General features: G+C 75.5%; 17 protein-coding genes, 1 tRNA gene and 1 pseudogene. 10 read left to right on the forward strand and 9 right to left on the reverse strand.

Annotated elements, in window-relative coordinates:
* Positions 1-757: MFS transporter (locus ACYVKY_RS15085; protein ID WP_460435813.1), on the forward strand; the 757-nt coding region annotated here is incomplete at its 5' end.
* Positions 758-762: 5 nt separating this feature from the next.
* On the opposite strand, the gene ACYVKY_RS15090 is transcribed toward ACYVKY_RS15085, so the two are convergent.
* On the reverse strand, positions 763-1,749 hold the full coding sequence (locus ACYVKY_RS15090; RefSeq protein ID WP_460435814.1) for a helix-turn-helix transcriptional regulator: 987 nt from the start codon (positions 1,747-1,749) through the stop codon (positions 763-765).
* Positions 1,750-1,818: 69 nt separating this feature from the next.
* On the opposite strand from ACYVKY_RS15090, the gene ACYVKY_RS15095 reads away from it, so the two are divergent.
* The gene (locus ACYVKY_RS15095; protein ID WP_460435815.1) at positions 1,819-2,946 is read left to right on the forward strand and encodes an epoxide hydrolase family protein; all 1,128 of its coding nucleotides are present in this window, start codon (positions 1,819-1,821) and stop codon (positions 2,944-2,946) included.
* Between the two features lie 47 nt (positions 2,947-2,993).
* Here ACYVKY_RS15095 and ACYVKY_RS15100 read toward each other — a convergent pair.
* Both ACYVKY_RS15100 and ACYVKY_RS15105 read right to left on the reverse strand, forming a co-directional pair.
* Positions 2,994-3,070: transfer RNA gene (locus tag ACYVKY_RS15100), tRNA-Met, on the reverse strand.
* A gap of 64 nt (positions 3,071-3,134) precedes the next feature.
* A complete protein-coding gene (locus ACYVKY_RS15105; protein ID WP_460435816.1) occupies positions 3,135-3,947 on the reverse strand; it encodes a class I SAM-dependent methyltransferase in 813 nt (270 codons plus the stop codon).
* A 122-nt stretch (positions 3,948-4,069) separates the two neighbouring features.
* On the opposite strand from ACYVKY_RS15105, the gene ACYVKY_RS15110 reads away from it, so the two are divergent.
* Positions 4,070-4,771: a winged helix-turn-helix transcriptional regulator gene (locus tag ACYVKY_RS15110; RefSeq protein ID WP_460435817.1), complete on the forward strand. Its 702-nt coding sequence runs from the start codon at positions 4,070-4,072 to the stop codon at positions 4,769-4,771.
* A gap of 28 nt (positions 4,772-4,799) precedes the next feature.
* On the opposite strand, the gene ACYVKY_RS15115 is transcribed toward ACYVKY_RS15110, so the two are convergent.
* The gene (locus ACYVKY_RS15115) at positions 4,800-7,778 is read right to left on the reverse strand and encodes a UPF0182 family membrane protein (RefSeq protein ID WP_460435818.1); all 2,979 of its coding nucleotides are present in this window, start codon (positions 7,776-7,778) and stop codon (positions 4,800-4,802) included.
* A 129-nt stretch (positions 7,779-7,907) separates the two neighbouring features.
* Between ACYVKY_RS15115 and ACYVKY_RS15120 the strand changes: the two genes are divergently transcribed.
* Positions 7,908-8,474 carry a PPA1309 family protein gene (locus tag ACYVKY_RS15120; RefSeq protein ID WP_460435819.1) on the forward strand — a complete coding sequence of 189 codons (567 nt, stop codon included), beginning with the start codon at positions 7,908-7,910 and terminating at the stop codon, positions 8,472-8,474.
* Between the two features lie 31 nt (positions 8,475-8,505).
* On the opposite strand, the gene ACYVKY_RS15125 is transcribed toward ACYVKY_RS15120, so the two are convergent.
* Complete coding sequence (locus ACYVKY_RS15125) at positions 8,506-9,747, reverse strand: YlbL family protein (RefSeq protein ID WP_460435820.1); 1,242 nt, start codon at positions 9,745-9,747, stop codon at positions 8,506-8,508.
* A 130-nt stretch (positions 9,748-9,877) separates the two neighbouring features.
* Positions 9,878-10,924, reverse strand: a complete 1,047-nt coding sequence (locus tag ACYVKY_RS15130) for an NAD-dependent epimerase/dehydratase family protein (protein ID WP_460435821.1) — start codon at positions 10,922-10,924, stop codon at positions 9,878-9,880.
* Positions 10,925-11,159: 235 nt separating this feature from the next.
* Here ACYVKY_RS15130 and ACYVKY_RS15135 point away from each other — a divergent pair, with 235 nt between their 5' ends.
* Both ACYVKY_RS15135 and ACYVKY_RS15140 read left to right on the forward strand, forming a co-directional pair.
* Positions 11,160-12,557 carry a zinc-dependent metalloprotease gene (locus tag ACYVKY_RS15135; protein ID WP_460435822.1) on the forward strand — a complete coding sequence of 466 codons (1,398 nt, stop codon included), beginning with the start codon at positions 11,160-11,162 and terminating at the stop codon, positions 12,555-12,557.
* Positions 12,554-13,123, forward strand: coding sequence for an NUDIX hydrolase (locus tag ACYVKY_RS15140; protein ID WP_460435823.1), 570 nt, complete (start codon positions 12,554-12,556; stop codon positions 13,121-13,123). The genes ACYVKY_RS15135 and ACYVKY_RS15140 overlap by 4 nt, the downstream gene beginning before the upstream one ends.
* Here ACYVKY_RS15140 and ACYVKY_RS15145 read toward each other — a convergent pair.
* A complete protein-coding gene (locus ACYVKY_RS15145) occupies positions 13,102-14,412 on the reverse strand; it encodes a trans-sulfuration enzyme family protein (protein ID WP_460435824.1) in 1,311 nt (436 codons plus the stop codon). The two genes, ACYVKY_RS15140 and ACYVKY_RS15145, sit on opposite strands and share 22 nt — an antisense overlap.
* A gap of 86 nt (positions 14,413-14,498) precedes the next feature.
* Here ACYVKY_RS15145 and ACYVKY_RS15150 point away from each other — a divergent pair, with 86 nt between their 5' ends.
* Positions 14,499-14,999, forward strand: coding sequence for an Lrp/AsnC family transcriptional regulator (locus ACYVKY_RS15150; protein WP_460435825.1), 501 nt, complete (start codon positions 14,499-14,501; stop codon positions 14,997-14,999).
* Here the strand turns inward: ACYVKY_RS15150 and ACYVKY_RS15155 are convergent.
* Positions 14,996-15,601, reverse strand: coding sequence for a M48 metallopeptidase family protein (locus tag ACYVKY_RS15155; protein WP_460435826.1), 606 nt, complete (start codon positions 15,599-15,601; stop codon positions 14,996-14,998). The genes ACYVKY_RS15150 and ACYVKY_RS15155 overlap by 4 nt on opposite strands.
* A 199-nt stretch (positions 15,602-15,800) precedes the next feature.
* Here ACYVKY_RS15155 and ACYVKY_RS15160 point away from each other — a divergent pair, with 199 nt between their 5' ends.
* Positions 15,801-16,271, forward strand: coding sequence for an NUDIX hydrolase (locus tag ACYVKY_RS15160; protein ID WP_460435827.1), 471 nt, complete (start codon positions 15,801-15,803; stop codon positions 16,269-16,271).
* A 15-nt stretch (positions 16,272-16,286) separates the two neighbouring features.
* On the opposite strand, the gene ACYVKY_RS15165 is transcribed toward ACYVKY_RS15160, so the two are convergent.
* On the reverse strand, positions 16,287-17,093 hold the full coding sequence (locus ACYVKY_RS15165; RefSeq protein ID WP_460435828.1) for an enoyl-CoA hydratase/isomerase family protein: 807 nt from the start codon (positions 17,091-17,093) through the stop codon (positions 16,287-16,289).
* Between the two features lie 197 nt (positions 17,094-17,290).
* Between ACYVKY_RS15165 and ACYVKY_RS15170 the strand changes: the two genes are divergently transcribed.
* Positions 17,291-17,446: a DUF5679 domain-containing protein gene (locus tag ACYVKY_RS15170; RefSeq protein ID WP_460435829.1), complete on the forward strand. Its 156-nt coding sequence runs from the start codon at positions 17,291-17,293 to the stop codon at positions 17,444-17,446.
* Between the two features lie 153 nt (positions 17,447-17,599).
* Positions 17,600-17,978, forward strand: a pseudogene (locus tag ACYVKY_RS15175) (hypothetical protein); the annotation flags it as partial.

A 17,978-nucleotide genomic window follows, 5' to 3' on the forward strand; every position in this document is an offset into this window, starting at 1 on the left:
CGCGGGCCCGGTGCTGCCGCTGCTCGCGAGCGCCGCGGGCCACCTGGTCGCCGCGCTGTCGGCCTCGCGCCTGCGCGCCGACCTGCACCCCCGCGCGGGTGCGGACGCCGCACCGGACGACGCCCCGCACGCCGGGATGCTGGCGTCCGCCCGCGAGGGCCTGGTCTGGCTGTGGGCCCGCCCGGCGCTGCGCACGTCGGTGCTGGTGGGCACCCTGCTGAACCTCGGCGTCAACGCCGCCGTCGCGACCGTGGTCTACCACCTGCAGCAGGACGGCACCCCGCTCGCGACGGTCGGTCTGGTGACCACGACCATCGGCGTCGGGATGCTGCTCGGGTCGCTGGCGGCACCGGCGCTGCTCGACCGGTTCCCGACCGGCCGGCTGGTGGTGGGCGGGCTGCTGCTCGGCGTCGTCGCCTTCGCCGTGCTCCCGTTCGTCGACGGCGTCCCGGCCACGCTGGCGGTGATGGGGCTCGGCATCCTCGGCGCCCCCGTCGCCAACGCCGGGCTCGGCGGCTGGTTCATGGCCGTGGTGCCCGGCCCCCTGCTCGGCCGCGCCGGCAGCGCCGTCGACCTGCTGAGCCTGGCCGCGCTGCCGCTGGCCCCGGTGGTCGCCGGGTTCGGCCTGAGCTCGGTGGGCCTGCAGGGCACGCTCGGCGTGTGCGCCGCGGTCTGCCTGGCGGCCGCCGTGCTGCTGGTCGGCAACCGCCGGCTCCGCCGCCTGCCCGGGCCGGCCGGGTGGGCCGACGCGCTCTGAGCGCGCTACCCCGAGGCGTCGACGGCCCGCCGGTAGCGGTCGGCGATCGTCGCGAGCAGCGGGACGAGCTCGGGCGGCGACTCGACGGTGAAGTCGAACCGCAGCATGCCCACGTAGGCCGCGACGGTGTCGAGGCTGTCGGCGCCGGTGAACAGCACGCAGGTGCCGCCCGGTCGCGGCTCGACCACCCCCACGGCGTGGTGGATGCGGTCGAGCACCTCGGCGGCGGGCGCGTGCACGTGCAGCCGGGCGCGCACCGTCCAGCCGGTGATCGCGACCGTGCGCATGAGGAACGCGACGACGTCGCCACCGGGCACCTGCGCCCTGGCCGCCACCCGCCGGCCGGTGCGCATCCGCAGCTCGACCAGGTCGACCCGCAGCACCTCCCAGCTCGCGCGGTCGACGTCGCGGGCGACGAGGTACCAGCGGCGCTGCCAGTGCACGAGCCGCACCGGCTCGACCAGCAGCGGCGCAGCGCCGTCCCCCTCGGCCCCCGGCAGGTGGTGGTCGAGCCGCAGCAGCTCGCCGTCGGCGATGGCCGCGGCGATCCGCCGCAGCCGCTCGGCCGGCACCTCGGGGTCGGGTGCGTCGGTGTCGGTGTTGTCGGGGGCCCGGTCGATGGTCGACCCGAGCGCGTCGACGGTGCCGCGCAGCCGGGCGGGCAGCACCTGGTCGAGCTTGGTCAGCGCGCGGGCGCTGCTGTCCTCCAGCCCGGCCAGGCCGGTGCCCGCGCGCAGGCCGACGGCCACGGCGACCGCCTCCTCGTCGTCGAGCAGCAGCGGCGGCAGCCTGCCGCCGGCCCCCAGGCGGTACCCGCCGCCACCACCGCGGGTACCCGTCACCGGGTAGCCGAGCTCGCGCAGCCGTGCCACGTCCGCGCGGACGGTGCGGGTGGTCACGCCGAGGCGCTCGGCCAGCTCGGGCGCCGACCACCCCGGGCGCGAGCCGAGCAGGGTGAGCAGCTCGAGCAGCCGCTGCGCCGCTTCGGCCACCTCGCCCCCCTGGAGATCGTCGATCGAACCGGAACCATCCGATCCTATTCGGCTCCTAGCGTCCTCGCCATGACCAGCAACCAGCAGCTCACCGTCCACCCCTTCACCGTCGCCGTCCCGGACGCCGACCTCGCCGACCTGCACGACCGGCTCGACCGCACCCGCCTCCCCCAGCCGGCGCCCGGCGACGACTGGACCTACGGCACCCCGGTCGCCTACCTGCGCGAGGCCGTCGCGGCCTGGCGCGCGCTGGACTGGCGGGCCGTGGAGCAGCGGATCAACGCGGTGCCGCACTTCGAGGCCGAGGTCGACGGCACCCGGCTGCACTTCGTGCACGTGCGGTCGCCGCACCCCGGTGCGACCCCCCTGCTGCTCGCGCACACGTACCCCGGCTCGTCGGTCGACTACCTCGACCTGGTCGACCGGCTCGTCGACCCGGTCGCGCACGGCGGCCGCCCCGAGGACGCGTTCGACGTCGTCGTGCCGGACGCGCCCGGCTTCGGCTGGTCGGACCCCGCTCCGGCCGGATGGACGACGGCCCGCACCGCCCGCGCGTACGACGCCCTCATGCGCGGCCTCGGCTACGACCGGTACGGCGTGCACGGCTCCGACCACGGCGCGATGGTCGCCCGCGAGCTGGGGCTCCTGGAGCCGGAGGGCTTCCTGGGGCTGCACGTGCTGCAGCTGTTCTCGTTCCCGTCCGGCGACCCGAGCGAGTTCGAGCGGCTCGAGCCCAGCGACTACGCCGGCCTCGAGCACATGCAGTGGTTCCAGTCGGTCGGCGGCTACACCACGATGAACGCCTCCCGCCCGCAGACGATCGGCGCCGCGCTCAGCGACTCCCCGGTCGGGCTGCTCGCGTACTCCGAGCTGTTCGAGAGCTTCGGCAACGGCACCTCGCTCGTGCCGCTCGAGACCGTCCTGGTCGAGGTGAGCGTGGCGTGGTTCGCCAACGCCGCGGCGGGGATGGCGCGCGGCTACCTCGAGGACGCCCGCGCCGCCGCCGAGCCGCGGGTCAGCCACGCGCGCACCGGCGTGAGCGTGTTCGCCGACGACTTCCAGACCATCCGGGTGCTCGCCGAGCGCGACAACGACCGGATCGAGCAGTGGACGCGGCACGAGCGCGGCGGCCACTACGCCGCCCTCGAGGTGCCCGAGGTGCTCGCCGGCGACCTGGTGGCCTTCTTCGCGTCCTGACCACGCGCAGCACGAAGGCCCCGGACCAGTGGTCCGGGGCCTTCGGTTGGTAGCGGGGGCAGGATTTGAACCTGCGACCTCTGGGTTATGAGCCCAGCGAGCTACCGAGCTGCTCCACCCCGCGTCGCAGGAACGAGGTTACGTCCCGGTGACCGCCAGGGCAAATCCGCTCCGCGTCGAGCACGACCTCAGGCGCGGGTGGCCGTCAGCAGCAGGTACTCCCACGCCATCGCGGCGCCCCCGTCGAGCTGCCGCCGGGCCAGGTCGACCAGCGCGGCGTCGAGCGCGGCCGTCCGCTCCGGGTCGGCGGCGTTGGCCTCGTAGGCCTTGAGCGTCGGGCCGTAGTGGTCGCGGAAGAAGTCGCGAAACTCCTCCGGGGTGGCGAACCGGTCGACCACCAGGTCCCGCCGCACGGCGCGGACGTCGCTCACCCGGTCGCCGAGCAGGCCGCGGACGTGGTCCTCGTCGCCCCACAGCGGCGGCGGGGAGGCGCCGGGCGGCGGGGGCGCGACGAACGGCTTCATCGTCGCGAACAGCTGCCCGATGAACCCCTGCGGCGTCCAGCTGAGCAGGCCGAGGCGTCCCCCCGGCCGCACGACGCGCACCAGCTCGTCCGCCGCCTGCTGGTGGTGCGGCGCGAACATCACGCCGACGCACGACAGGGCGACGTCGAACTCGCCGTCGTCGAACGGCAGGTGCTCGGCGTCGGCCTCACGCCAGTCGATGCCCTCGCCGTGGGCGGCCCGGCCCTGCTCCAGCAGCTCCGGGGTCAGGTCGCTCGCCACCACCCGCGCGCCGGCCTGCGCCGCCGGCACCGCCGCGTTGCCCGTGCCGGCCGCCACGTCGAGCACCCGCTCGCCGGGCCGGACGCCGACCGCCTTCACCAGCTCGGGGCCGAGCGAGGGGATCACCTCGTCGGCGACGGCGGCGTAGCGGCCGCTGGCCCACACCGCCCGGTGCTTCGTCTTCAGGGCGACGTCCGCCTGGTCCGTGATCGTCATGGTCTGTCTCTCCTCGTCCTCCTGCGCCGGGATGCCGGCTGTGGACGACGCTACGAAGGACGTACGGGCACACCCAGTTCCAGATCTGTACCGGCGGACGGCGCGGGTCTACCGTCGACGCCGTGGGCGCGCCGTACCGCCAGTTCTGCCCCGTGTCGAAGGCCATGGAGCTGCTCGACGAGCGGTGGACGCTGCTGCTCGTGCGCGAGCTCGTCATCGGCAGCGAGCGGTTCAACGACCTCCGTCGAGGTCTGCCCCGCATGTCGCCCGCGCTGCTGAGCAAGCGGCTGCACCTGCTGGTGCGCGCGGGCGTGGTCGACCGCGTCGTCGACGGGACCGACGTGCGCTACCGGCTCACCGAGGCCGGGCAGGAGCTGCGGCCGGTCGTCGAGGCGCTGGGCGCCTGGGGCACGCGGTGGATCGGCGACCTCGGCGAGGCCGACCTCGACCCCCACCTGCTGATGTGGGACGTGCACCGCAACGTGGCGGAGGAGAGCGTGCCGCCCGGCCGCACGGTGGTGCAGTTCGTGTTCTCGGACGTGCCGAGCACCAAGGCCCGGTGGTGGCTCGTGCTGACCCCTGGCGACACCGACGTCTGCGACGAGGACCCCGGGCACGACGTCGACGTGACGGTGACCGGCAGCCTGCGCGACCTCACCCGCTGGTGGCGCGGCGACCTGCCGTGGGCGTCCGCGCTGCGCGAGGGCGGCGTCGAGGTCCGCGGCCCGGGCCGGCTGGCCCGTGAGCTGCCCCGCTGGTTCCGGCTCTCCCCGTTCGCGGCCGTGCCGCGCGCCGCCGAGGGGGCCGTCACGGTCGTCCCGTGACGGCCCTCCCCCGGCGGTCGGGTGCAGGTCAGGGCGTGGTGGCAGTCCCCGCGATCTCGTCCTGCGCGACCGTCGCCGCCTCGATGGCGTCGGCCAGCTTCTCCTGCGCGTCGCCGTAGGCCGCGAAGTCGTTGGCGGCCAGCGCCTCCCGCGACTCCGCGAGCGCCTCGCCCGCGGCCTGCAGCGCCTCGTCGAGGCGCTGCTGCGCGTCGCCGGACGGCGTGCCCGCACCGTCGTCGGGCGGCGTACCCGGCTCGCCGTCGACCGGCGGGGTGCCGGCGTCCCCGGTGTCGGCACCCGAGTCGCCGCCGAACACCTGGTCGAGCGCCTCCTGCAGCGTGTCGGCGTACCCGATGTCGTCGCCGAACGCCACGAGGACCTTGCGCAGCAACGGGATCGACGTGCCCTCGGTCGAGCGCACGTACACCGGCTGCACGTAGAGCAGGCCGTCGGCGACCGGCAGCGTCAGCAGGTTGCCGAGCACGACGTCGGAGTTGCCGTCGCGCAGGCGGTTCAGGTCGAACTGCACGTTCGGTTCGGAGTTGAAGTCCGCCTGCACCTGCCCCGGTCCGGGGATCGCCGTGTTGCGGGGCATCTGGAGCAGGCGCAGCTGCCCGTAGCCCTCGGCCCGTTCGCCCGCGGTGGTGCCGGCGTCGGCGTCGACGGCGAGGAAGCCCGTCAGCACCGACGAGTTGTTCTGCTGCGTCGCCTGCGGGATGTAGCTCGACGTCAGGGAGAACGACGGCGAGTCCTGCGACGGCATCTGCAGCGTCAGGTAGTACGGCGGCTGCTTCGCGTCGGCCCGGGCGTCGTTCTGGCCCGTGCGGGTCGTCGGCTCCTTGGCCACCTGCCAGCGGTCCTGGCCGGAGAAGAACTCCCCCGGGTCGGTGACGTGGTACCGGCCGAGCACCTCGCGCTGCACCTTGAACAGGTCCTCGGGGTAGCGCAGGTGGCTCATCAGGTCGCTGTCGATCTCCGACATCGGCTGCACCGCACCGGGGAACGCCGAGCGCCAGGCCTTGAGGATCGGGTCCTCCTCGTCCCACGCGTACAGGTCGACGCTGCCGTCGTAGGCGTCGACCGTGGCCTTGACCGAGTTGCGGATGTAGTTGACCTCGCCCTGCGCCGCGACGACCGCGGACGAGGTCTGGGTGAGCCGGTCCGCGGTGGCGTCCTCGAGCGGCTGCAGGTCGGAGTACGGGTAGGCGTTGGTCGTCGTGTAGCCGTCGACGATCCACTTCACCCGGCCGTCGACGACCGCGGGGTAGGGGTCGCCGTCGAGGGTGAGGAACGGCGCCACCTTCTCGACCCGCTCGCGCGGCGTGCGGTCGTACAGGATCTGGGAGTCGGCGTTCACCGTGTCGGAGAGCACGATGTTCTGGTCGCGGAACTTGATCGCGTACAGCAGCCGGGTGAAGCCGTCGCCGATGCTCGGCCCGCCGTCGCCGGTGAAGGTGTAGTTCTGCTGCGCGGAGCCGTCGCCCTCGTCGGTCGGGTAGTCGAGCTCTCGCTGCTCCCCGCCGTCGGCGCCTCCGACGATCGAGAACTGGTGCGACATCTCGCCGAAGTAGATGCGCTGCTCGAAGTCGCCGAGCGGGCCGGACGAGGGGATGCCGGACTGGAAGAAGGCAGGCTCGCCGTTCACCGCGCGCTCGTTGCCGTAGGCGGCGACCACACCGAACCCGTGGGTGAACACGGTGTGGTCGTTGACCCAGTTGCGCTGGCGCGGCTCGAGCCCGCCGAGGTCGAGCTCGCGCACCGCGATGACGACGTCGCGCACCTCACCGTCGATCTCGTACCGGTCGACGTCGAGCGACTCGGGGAAGTTGTAGTACTGCTTGTTGCGCTGGAACTGCCGGTAGGTGGGGCTCACCACCGCAGGGTCGAGCAGGCGGATGCTGGCCGCCGTCTGCGCGTCCTGCGCCAGACCGCCCACCTCGCCACCAGCCTCGGACGGCTCGTAGCGCTGCACCTCGACGCCGTCGAGCCCGTACGCCGCCCTCGTCGCCTCGATGTTGCGCTCGAGGTAGGGCGACTCCTTGGTCTGCAGGCTCGGCCGGACGGTGAACCACTGCACCAGCGCCGGGTAGATCGCGCTCAGGCCGACGGCGGCGACGATCATCAGCACCAGGCCGTAGAGCGGGATGCGCCAGCCGGCGCGGGAGAACAGCGGCACCAGGAACAGCAGCGCCACCGTGATCGCGATCATCGCCAGGATCGTCTTGGCCGGGATGACGGCGTTCACGCCGGTGTACGACGCGCCGGTGATGAGCTCGCCGTCGACCGACAGCAGCGCGTAGCGGTCGAGCCAGTACGAGGCCGCCTGCACCAGCAGCAGCGCCGCGGCCAGCACGCTGATGTGGCGCCGGGCGGCCACCGTCGTGCGCGAGCCACCACGTGCCTGCAGCCGGATGCCCCCGTAGAGGTAGTGGGTCGCGATCGCGCTCAGCAGCGCGAGCACCAGCACCGCGACGGCGAACCCGGTGAGCATCCGCAGGAACGGCAGCGTGAACACGTAGAAGCCGACGTCCATGCCGAACTGGGCGTCCTGCTCGCCGAACGGCTGCCGGTTGAGGAACAGCAGCACGGTCTGCCACTGCTGCGCCATCGCCGAGCCGGCGAACAGCGCCAGGCCGCCGGGCAGCGCGACCAGCACCAGCCGGCGCAGGGGCTCCAGGCTCTCGCGGTAGCGGTCGAGACCCGCCTGCTCCTCGTCGACCGGCGCGTACACCGGCCGCGAGCGGTACCCGATCAGCAGGCTGGACGCCACGGCCGCCGCCATGACGAGCCCGCCGCCGACGAACAGCGCCACCTGCCAGGTGATCTTGGCGGTGTAGATGCCGCGGAAGCCGAGCTGGTCGTACCAGAGCACGTCGGTCCAGATGCCCGCCACCAGCGACAGCAGCAGCACGAGCGCACCGAGGATCACCAGCGTGCCCACCAGGGGCGAGCGGCGACCGGGCGGACGGGCCGGGCGGGCCGGGCGGGGTGGTGCGGCGAAGCTCACGAGCGGGTCACCTTCGATGCGTCGGGGACGGGCGGACGAGCGGGGAGGCGGACGCCTGGGGCGGCGGCCGGGTCGTGCTGCGGGGTGGCGGCCGGTGGGCCGGGCTGCCCCGCGTGCCAGGATCGACGGGTGCCGGACGACAGCGACCAGAGCGCCCCCGCGACCCCGGCGGGGAGCCCGCTCGACCGCGCCGTGCGCGAGCTCGAGCGCCACGTGGCCCGGGGCGGGTGGGACGGCCCGCTGCGGGTCTTCGCGCTGATCCGCACCGCGCAGGCGATGGCCGACGACCCGGCGCTGCGCGACCAGCTGCCGCCCGACCTGGTGGCAACGGCCGACGAGGACCCCACGAGCATCACCTCGATCGAGCAGGAGGGCCTGCCCGAGGGCGCGACGATCGAGGACGTGCTCGGACGCATCTCGTGGCCGCCCGCCGTGCACGGCGCGGCCGTGGTGGTCGAGCGCTTCGTGGTGCCGCCGGAGGCCGAGCGCGACCTGCCCGACGACCCGGACGCGGCGCTGGCGGTGCTGCTGGCCCACCCGCAGCGCCAGGACGTGCGGCTCGCCGTCGGCGTCCTGCGCGACGGCACGTCGTCGTGCGCCGTTCGCACGCGCGCGGCCGACGACGACGCGGCGGTGGGCACCGGCGCCGACGTCGCGCCGGGGCTGGTCGCGGCGCTGCTCGACACCCTGCGCTGACCGACCCCCCGCTGACCCGCCGTCACCGGCCTCACCCGGTGCAGGTCGGCAGGTCGGCGACCGCGGTGCGGTCCTTGCTCCCGATCGCCTCGACGGCGGCGCGGGCGTCCTCGAGGGTCTCGACCCGCACCACCCGCAGCCCGTCCGGCACGTGGCCGACGACCTCGTCGCAGTTGGCCGCGGGGGCGAGGAACCAGTCGGCACCGGCGTCGTCCGCGCCGACGAGCTTCTGCTGGATGCCGCCGATGGGGCCGACCGTGCCGTCGGAGTCCATCGTCCCGGTGCCGGCGATGCGCTCGCCGCCGGTCATCTCGCCCGGGGTGAGCTTGTCGACGATGCCGAGGGCGAAGATCATCCCGGCGCTGGGGCCGCCGATGTCCTCGATCCGGATCGAGACCTCGAACGGCAGCTCGTAGGTGGGGTCGATGAACACGCCCATCACGGTGCGGCCGTCGGCCTCGCTGGTGGGGAAGGTCGCCTCCGCCGGGGCGCCGCCGCGGGTGTAGCCGATGGTGACGTCGCCGCCCGGCTCGACCTCCTGCAGCAGGTCGCGCAGCTCGGGCAGGTCGACGACGGGCGCGCCCTGCACGGACGTGACGACGTCGCCGTCCCGGAGCACGCCCTCGGCGCCGGACCCGTCGGTGAAGCCCGCGACGGTCAGCGTCGTGGGCACCTGGATCCCGAGCTCGTCCATCGCGGCGACCGTCGCGGTCTCCTGCGAGGTCACCATCTCCTGGGCGTTCTGCTGGTCGACGTCCTCCTGGCTCACCGCCGGCGGGAACAGCTCCTCGGTGGGACGCACGGCCACGGCCGGGTCGAGCCAGCCGCGCACGACCTGCCAGACGCTGACCCGCGTGCCCGGGCCGCCCTCGACCCGCACGGTCAGCAGGTCGAGGCTGCCGGAGGTCTCGTAGGTCTCGCGGTCCTGCACGGTGATGAGCGGGGTGCCGTCGGGGGCCGACAGCACGTCGACGACGGGGCCCGGCCGCATCAGCGCGTAGGGCATCGGCAGCAGCGAGACGACCGCGAGCAGCACGACGGCAGCGACGCCGGCCAGCACCATCGCCCAGGTGCGCTGGTCCATCCGCGGCGCGGGCGGGGTGGAGCCGCTGTACGGGCCGTCCGGGTGCCCGGCGGGACCGTGCGGGTGCGTGGTCAGGTCGGGCGGTCGCGGGTCGGTGCCGTCGGTCGTCGACGCGACGGAGGCGAGGGGCGCGCCGGGACCGGTGGGCACGGCGGGCCCGGGCCAGGGCCCGGGCGGTGGGGTGCTCACTGGTCCTCCAACTCGTGCTGCCGCCGACCGTGCGGCGGTGCCCTGCGAACGGTGCCGGCGGACGGGAAGTTCCGGCGCCGCGGTGCGCCCAGCCTAAGCGGGCGAGCACCCGCACCGTCCGCCGGGACGCTCAGCGCCGGCGCCGCGCCCTGGCCTGCCGCCACAGCGCGGCGGTGCCGACGACCGCCACCGCGGCGCTCGCGGCCCCCACCACGGCATCGACGCGGTCGACCCGGCGGAGGGCGAGCGCGCGCCGCCCGCGCACCTGCTCGAGCAGGACGCCGAGGCAGGTCTCGTTGTCGTTCGCGGGCGTCCAGCCGGCCCCCCGGAGCCGCTGCGAGCCCACCACCCACGGGTGGACGACGTAGGACAGGTCGGCCGCCGGCATCGGCAGCACGCCGACCCGGTGCAGCCGCTCGGCGGTGGCGAACGCGAGGGTCGAGGGCAGCTCGACCCGGCGCATGCCGCTCAGCTGCTCGACGGTGCGGGTGTTCATCGACCCCGGCGATCCGACGGTCAGCGGCCCCTCCAGCCGCTCGACGACGGCGAGCGCCACGGCCGAGGCCAGGTCGTCGACGTGGCAGAACTGCCACGCCATCGCGTCGTCGCGCAGCACCAGCAGGCGCGGCGCCTCGAAGTGGCGGGTGAGGACGGTGTCGACCCCCGGACCGACCAGGGCGGCCGGCCGCACGCAGGTGACCAGCAGCCCCGGGTGGGCGCTGCGGGCGCGGGCGGCCACCGCCTCGACCTCGAGCAGGTCGCCCACGACGCCGTCGTCGGGCCGGGTCTGCAGCGGGGCGTCCTCGGGGACGGGGACGGGAGCGCCGGCCTCGGCCCCGTGCACCATCGCCGAGGTGACCACGACCAGGTGCTCGGCGCCGGCGGCGGCGGCCGCCGTGGTCACCGCCTGCGCCGCACGCAGCACCCAGGCGCGCCGCTGCGGCCCGAGCCGCAGCGCGGCCTCGAGGTCGTCGCCGGGGCTGAGGTGCACGACCGCGTCGACGCCGCGCAGGTGCTCGACCACGCCCGGGTCGGCGGGGTCGGCGAGCCGCCAGGACGCCTGCGGGTCGCGTCCGGCTCGGCTGTCGACCGCCCGCACCTCGCCGACCCGCGGGTCGGCGGCGAGCGCCGCGAGCACGGCCTCGCCGGTCGGGGTCGCGGCGTTCGTGACGGCCACGGCCAGGAGGCCGCGGCTGCGCCGAGAGCGAACGCCGCGCCGGGAACCCACGGGGCCTCCCCGGGTGTTGTCGTCGTGACCGGTGCGGGTGCCCGGTCCGGGCCGTTCTCGTGCAGGGCCATCATCGTGCAGGGTGGAGCGGCGGCGCGCAGCAGTTCGGCGCGGGTGGCACGTCCGGGCACCTGCGCCGCCCCGTACAGACCGAGGGTCACCGACAGCGAGGCAGGGAACCGACGTGGACGAGCGCGACTTCGACGACCGCGGGTCCGACGACGACCAGGAGCGCCGGCTCGCCGAGCTGATGCGCAGGCTGGGGTCCGGCGAGCTCGACGCCTCCGACCTGCAGCGCCTGCAGGAGGAGATCGGCGGCGCCCTCGGCATCCGGATCGACCCGGCGCAGATGCAGATGGCGATGGCGCAGGTGCAGCAGATGATGTCGGCGCCGAGCACCGGCCCGGTCAACTGGGACCTCGCCCGCGACACGGCCCGCAAGGCCGTCCAGGCGGGCGGCGACCCCTCCGTCGGCGAGACCGACCGCCGGCACGCGGTCGAGGCGCTGCGCCTCGCGTCGCTGTGGCTCGACCCCGTCACGACCCTGCCCGCCCCCGGCGCCACCGAGCGCGCGTGGTCGCGCTCGGAGTGGGTCGAGGCGACGATGCCGGTCTGGAAGGAGCTGAGCCTGCCGGTCGCGCAGCAGGTCGCGGCCGCCATGACCCGCACGCTCGAGCAGCAGATGGGCGACCAGATGGGCTCGCTCGGAGCGGAGGTGCCCGACCACGTCCGCGCGCTCATGGGCCAGGCCGGCTCGATGGTCGAGCGGATCGGCGGGTCGCTGTTCGGCGTCCAGCTCGGCCAGGCGGTGGGCACGCTCGCGGGCGAGGTGGTGAGCGGGTTCGACATCGGCCTGCCGCTCAGCCCGGCGGGCAGCACCGCGCTGCTCCCGTCCAACGTGACGGCGTTCGGCGAGGGGCTCGACGTGCCGGTCGAGGAGGTGCGGCTGTACCTCGCGCTGCGCGAGGTCGCGCACGCCCGGCTGTTCGGCCACGCGGGGTGGCTGCGGGCGCGGCTGCTGACCGCCGTCCAGGAGTTCGCCGCGGGCATCGAGATCGACGCCGGCGCGCTCGAGCAGGCGGTGCGCTCGGTCGACCCGAACGACCCGCAGGCCCTGCAGCAGGCGATCTCCGGCGGCCTGTTCGAGCCGGAGCGCACGCCGGCGCAGCAGGCCGTCCTCACCCGGCTCGAGACCACCCTGGCCCTCGTCGAGGGCTGGGTCGACCAGGTCACCGACGCGGCCGCGCGCGGTCAGCTGCCGTCGACCGCCCGCCTGCGCGAGGCGGTCCGGCGCCGCCGCGCGGTCGGCGGCCCGGCCGAGCACGTGCTCGCGACCCTCGTCGGGCTCGAGCTGCGGCCCCGCCGGCTCCGCGAGGCCGCCGCCCTGTGGGGCGCGCTCGAGGCCCAGCACGGCCTGGCCGCCCGCGACGAGGTGTGGGACCACCCCGACCTGGTGCCGGGCACCGACGACCTCGACGACCCGATCGGCTACGCCGAGGGGTGGGCCGAGCGGCGGCAGGCCTCGACCGAGATGGACGACGCGCTGCGCGAGCTGCTCGACGGCGGCTCCGAGCAGGCGTGAGCCTGCACGACGACGCCGTCCGGGTGCTGTCGACCTGGACGGCGCCCGACGACCGCCAGGAGCGGCTGCGGGCGGGCTACCTCGACCAGCTCGCCGCGCACGCGGACGCGGTGTGGAAGGCCGGGCCGCCGGAGCACCTGACCGCCTCGTGCCTGGTGCTCGACCCCGCGGGCGACCGGACGCTGCTCGTGCACCACGCGAAGGGCGGCTTCTGGGTGCAGCCGGGAGGGCACCTCGAGGCCGGCGACGCGACCCTGCGCGACGCGGCGGCAAGGGAGGCCCGCGAGGAGCTCGGCGTCGACGGGCTGGAGGTCGCGGCCGACCCGGTGCAGCTCGACCGGCACGCGCTGTCGTCGGCCTTCGGGCGCTGCCGCGAGCACCTCGACGTGCGCTACCTGGCCGTCGCCCCCGCGGACGCGCAGCCGCTGGTGAGCGAGGAGAGCCACGACGTGGCGTGGTGGCCCGTCGACGCGCTGCCGCCCGGCGCCGTGCCCGACCTGGTGCACGCGCTGGCCCTTGCCCGTGCCGCCCTCGCCCGCCACGTTCAGGTGGCGACCACCGACTGAACGTGGTGGGCGCGCCCCGTGGAGTGCGCGCCCGCCCCGTCAGGACGCCGGGACCGCGGCACCACCTGGTCGAGCGCCCGCAGCCAGTCGGCGAGCAGGTCGTGCACGTCCTCGAGCCCGACCGAGAGCCGCAGCAGTCCCGGGTCGGGACGCGCGTCGCCCTGCACCGGGCGGTGCGTGAGCGCGGCGGGGTGCTGCACCAGCGAGTCGACCCCGCCGAGCGAGACCGCGTGCGTGAGGAGCCGCAGCGACGACGCCACCCGCGCGGCGGCGTCGAGCCCGCCGGCGACCCGCACCGCCAGCACCGACCCGGGCCCGGCCAGCTGGGTGCCGACCAGCCCGTGCGGGTCGCGTCCCGGCACCGACGGGTGGTGGACGGCCTCGACCGCCGGGTGGTCGGCGAGCGCGGCGGCGAGGTGGGTGGCCGTGGCCTGCTGCTCGCGCACCCGCAGCGGCAGGGTCGCCAGGCCGCGGTGCAGCAGGTAGGCACCCATCGGGTGCAGCAGGGCGCCGGTGAGGGCGCGCACGGTCCGCAGCCGCGCCAGCACCTGCTCGCGACCCGGTGCGACCACGACCACCCCGCCCATCGCGTCGCCGTGGCCACCGAGGAACTTGGTCGCCGAGTGCAGCACCAGGTCGGCGCCGTGCCGCACCGGCTGCTGCAGCACCGGGGTCGCGAAGGTGTTGTCGACCGCCACCAGCGCGCCGGGGGCGTGCTCGCGCACGACCGCCACCAGCGCCTCGAGGTCGACCAGCTCCAGGGTCGGGTTGGCCGGCGTCTCCACGAGCACCACCCGCGTGCTGGGCCGCAGCGCGGCGACCAGCCCCTCGAGCGGGCAGCCCCGCGGGTCGGTGAAGGTGACCCGGGTGCCCAGCAGGTCGGTGGCGAGCAGGTGGTCCGAGCCGCCGTACAGCGGGCGGACGGCGACCACGTGGGCTGCCTCGCCGCCGCGCGCGCGCTCGTCCTGGCCGGCCGCGACCAGGACCGCCGACAGCGCCGCCATGCCGGTGCCGTAGGCGACGGCGCCGGCACCGCCCTCGAGGTCGGCGACGGCGTCCTCGAACCGCGCGACGGTCGGGTTCCACAGCCGGGCGTAGACCGGGGACGCGCCCGGCGCGAGGTCCTCGCCGCCGGCGAGCCGCTCGTAGCTGTCGCCGCCGGCCTGCACGTCGGGCAGCGGGTAGGTCGTCGACAGGTCGATCGGCAGCGCGTGCACCCCCAGGTCGCGCAGGTCGGCGCGGCCGGCGTGCACCGCGCGGGTCGACAGGGCGGGGTCGGGAGCGATCATGCGGCGACTGTGCAGCACCGACGCGTCCGCGAGGCCCAGGGCCGTAGGATCTTCGGCAACCTGGCCGATCGTCGAAGGAGCCACCGGTGGCACCGTCCGCACGCGCGTCCGCGCCGAACGACCGCGCGCCCGTCCTCGACGACGTCGACACCGTGCTGGTGCGCGAGCTGCGGCGCGACGGCCGGCAGACCAACCAGGCCCTCGCCGCGGCCGCCGGGGTCGCGCCCTCGACCTGCCTGCTGCGGGTGCGCGAGCTGCAGCGCCGCGGCGTGCTGCGCGGCGTGCACGCCGACGTCGACCTGGCCCGGGTCGGACGTCCGCTGCAGGCGATCATCGCGGTGCGGATGCGCGCCCACGTCAAGGAGCAGGTGCAGGCGTTCCGCGCCGAGGTGCCGCGGCTGCCGGGCGTGCTCGCGCTGTTCCACGTCTCGGGCAAGGACGACTACCTGCTGCACGTAGCGGTCGCCGACGCCGACGACCTGCGCCGGTTCGTCGTCGACCACCTGACCGGTCACCCGGCCGTCGGCCACACCGAGACCAACCTGGTCTTCGAGCACCTGCCCGGACGGGCGGACCCCCTCGACTAGTCCTCGCCGGCGACCGCCTCGACCTCGACCGCCTCGACCTCGACCGCCTCGACCTCGTCCGGGTCGACCTCGTCCGGGTCGACCACGTCGTCTCCCTCCTCGGTCGACGGCAGGTCGCGCCCGGCCGCCAGGCCCTCGAGGTAGCCGCGGGCGCGCTCGGTGCGCGGGTAGGCCTCGAGCAGCCGCCAGAACGCCGGGCCGTGCCCGGCCTCGAGCAGGTGCGCCAGCTCGTGCAGCAGCACGTAGTCGAGCACGTACTCGGGGGCGCCCTTCACCCGGTCGGAGATGCGGATCGACCCGTCGGCCGGGGTGCACGAGCCCCACCGGGTGCGCTGGTTCGAGACCCAGCGGACGCTGCTCGGGACGGCCAGCCCGCCGAGGTGGGCGCGGGACAGCGCGGTGGCCCGGGCCAGCAGCGCCTCGTCGCTCGGACGGCGCCGGCGCTCCTTCTCGGCCAGGCGGCGCGTCATCAGCGCCACCCACTCGCGCTCCTCGGCGCGGGTGAAGCGCGCGGGGATCGACACCACCACCGTGTCGCCCTCGCGGAAGGCGGTGACGCTGCGGCGGCGACGCCTGCTGCGACGCACCTCCACGTGCTCCATCAGCACACCGTAGACGCCGCTCCCGACGGTTCCGCGGCGCCGCGCACGGACCCGCCCGGCCCGGGTTGACGCGCTCTCCGCGGCGGCCCTAGGTTCTGGCACGACGAAGCCCCCGGTCACGGGGTGGTCCGGAGGGGAAGCCGGTCCGCCCAGCGGCGGGGGCTTCGTGCTGCCCGGGCACGTCCCTAGGCTGGCCCGCGTGCCGATCCCCGAGTTCGTCGCCGACCTGCGCCGCAAGGTGGGCACCGACCTGCTGTGGCTGTCCGGCGTGAGCGCCGTGGTGCTGCACGAGCACCGGGTGCTGCTCACCCAGCGTCCCGGCGGCCGGTGGACCGTCCCGTCGGGCATCCTCGAGCCCGGCGAGCAGCCGGCGCCCGCCGTGGTGCGCGAGCTGCGCGAGGAGACCGGCGTCGAGGTCGAGGTGCTGTCGCTCGTCGACGTGGTCGCCCAGGACCCGATCAGCTACCCGAACGGCGACCGCGCCCGCTACCTCGACCTGACCTTCCTGTGCGCGTGGCGGTCCGGCGAGGCGCACGTGGCCGACGACGAGAACGTCGACGTGCGCTGGTTCGCGCTCGACGACCTGCCGCCGCTCGACGCGCGCAACACCGAGCGGGTCACCCGCGCCCTCGAGCAGGACCCGGGCGGCCAGCCCTGGTTCGCCCGCTGACCGCGGGCGCAGCGGTCAGCGGCCCGTGAACCGCGGGGCGCGCCGCTCGCGCTGGGCGGCCAGCCCCTCCTGCAGGTCGTCGCTGGCGAGGGTGACCGCCTGCGCGAGCGCCTCCCAGGCGAGCGCGCTCTCGTGGTCGGCGTGGCCGCCCGCGCGCAGCGCGCGGGTGGTGAGCCGGGTGGCGACCGGCGCCCGCGACGCGATCGTCCGCGCGGTCGCGAGCGCGTCGTCCAGCACCTCGGACGCCGGGACGGCGCGCAGCGCCAGCCCGAGGCGCACCGCCTCCTCGCCGTCGACGAGGCGGCCGGTCAGCAGCAGGTCGCGCGCCACCTGCATCCCGGCCACCTCGGGCAGCGACCAGGTGGTCGCCATGCCCGGGTGCATCCCGAGCGCGGTGAACGGGACGCCGAGGCGCGCGTCGGTCGCCACCACCCGCAGGTCGCACGCGAGCGCGAGGGCGAGGCCGGCACCGATCGCGGCGCCGTTCACCGCCGCGACGGTGGGCACGTCGAGCGAGCGCAGCTGCAGCCAGTCCGAGTAGAAGGCGTGCATCCGCGCGCGCAGGCCGTCGACCCCGGCGTCGGCGCCGCTGCCGATCCAGGAGGTGTCGCCGCCGGAGCAGAACGCCGTGCCCTCGCCGGTGACCACGACGCAGCGCACCCCGGGGTCGGCGCGCAGGGCGGCCACCGCGCGCACCCACGACGCCGTCATCGCGGCGTCCATCATGTTGCGGCGCTCGGGCAGGTCGAGGGTGAGGACGGCGACGCCGTCGTCGTGCCGCTCGAGCCGCAGGTGCTCCAGGTCCGGGTTCTGCGAGGTCACGGCGGGCACCCTGCCACACCCCGCGACGCGCCCGGCGGGCGTGCTCGATTCGTGCTCAGCCCGTGCTCGGCTAGGGTGGACGGCGATCCTGGCCCAGGGTGAGACCAACCCCCGGCCGGACGGGCAGCGTCCGCAACCGGCGGAGCGCACCGCCGCGCCGGACCAGGACACCCGGAGAGAACGAAGGAGCGTGCCCCATGGCTGAGACCTGGAAGGGCGATTTCTACTGCGTCAAGTGCAAGGAGAAGCGCGAGGCCGAGGGGAACGTCGTCGAGACGAACGGCCGCCGCATGGCGAAGGGGAAGTGCCCGGTCTGCGGCACCAACCTGAACCGCATCCTCGGCAAGGCCTGATCCTCACGGCCTGAGCGGGGTCCCGCCCCGCGAGCCTCGACGGCCGGTACGCACCTCGGTGCGTGCCGGCCGTCCGCACGTCCACCCTCCGCGCACCGACGTGCCTGTGGACGGCAAACGACACCGAACGCCTCCACCTGGCAGCATCCGGCCATGGAGTTCCGGCTGCGTCCCGGCCTGGCCCGCGCCTGGCGCGCCCCCGGCCGTCTGCAGGTCGGTCTGCAGCCCGACCGCGCCCTCGTGCTCGACGGCCTGACGGCCGGCGACGAGCGGCTGCTGGTCGCGCTCGAGGAGGGTCTGCCCGACCGCCGCCACCTGCACGCCCAGGCCGCGTGCTGGGACGTCCCCGCCGACCGCGCCGACCACCTGGTCGCGCTGCTGGCCGCCGCGGGGGTCCTGCTCCCCGTCGGGGGTCCGGTGACCCAGCCCGGGAACGACGAGCGCCTCGCCGCGGTGGCGGACGCCCTGGCGCTCACCCGCCCCGTCGCGGACGGCTGGGCCGTGCTGGCGCGCCGCGGGCGCGCGGTGGTGC

It is taken from the genome of Angustibacter speluncae (assembly GCF_054777815.1).

Coding starts and splice junctions, on each gene's coding strand:
- ACYVKY_RS15095 (WP_460435815.1), top strand. CDS start 1,819: ATGACCAGCAACCAGCAGCTCACCGTCCACCCCTTCACCGTCGCCGTC.
- ACYVKY_RS15105 (WP_460435816.1), bottom strand. CDS start 3,947: ATGACGATCACGGACCAGGCGGACGTCGCCCTGAAGACGAAGCACCGG.
- ACYVKY_RS15145 (WP_460435824.1), bottom strand. CDS start 14,412: ATGATCGCTCCCGACCCCGCCCTGTCGACCCGCGCGGTGCACGCCGGC.
- ACYVKY_RS15155 (WP_460435826.1), bottom strand. CDS start 15,601: ATGGAGCACGTGGAGGTGCGTCGCAGCAGGCGTCGCCGCCGCAGCGTC.
- ACYVKY_RS15170 (WP_460435829.1), top strand. CDS start 17,291: ATGGCTGAGACCTGGAAGGGCGATTTCTACTGCGTCAAGTGCAAGGAG.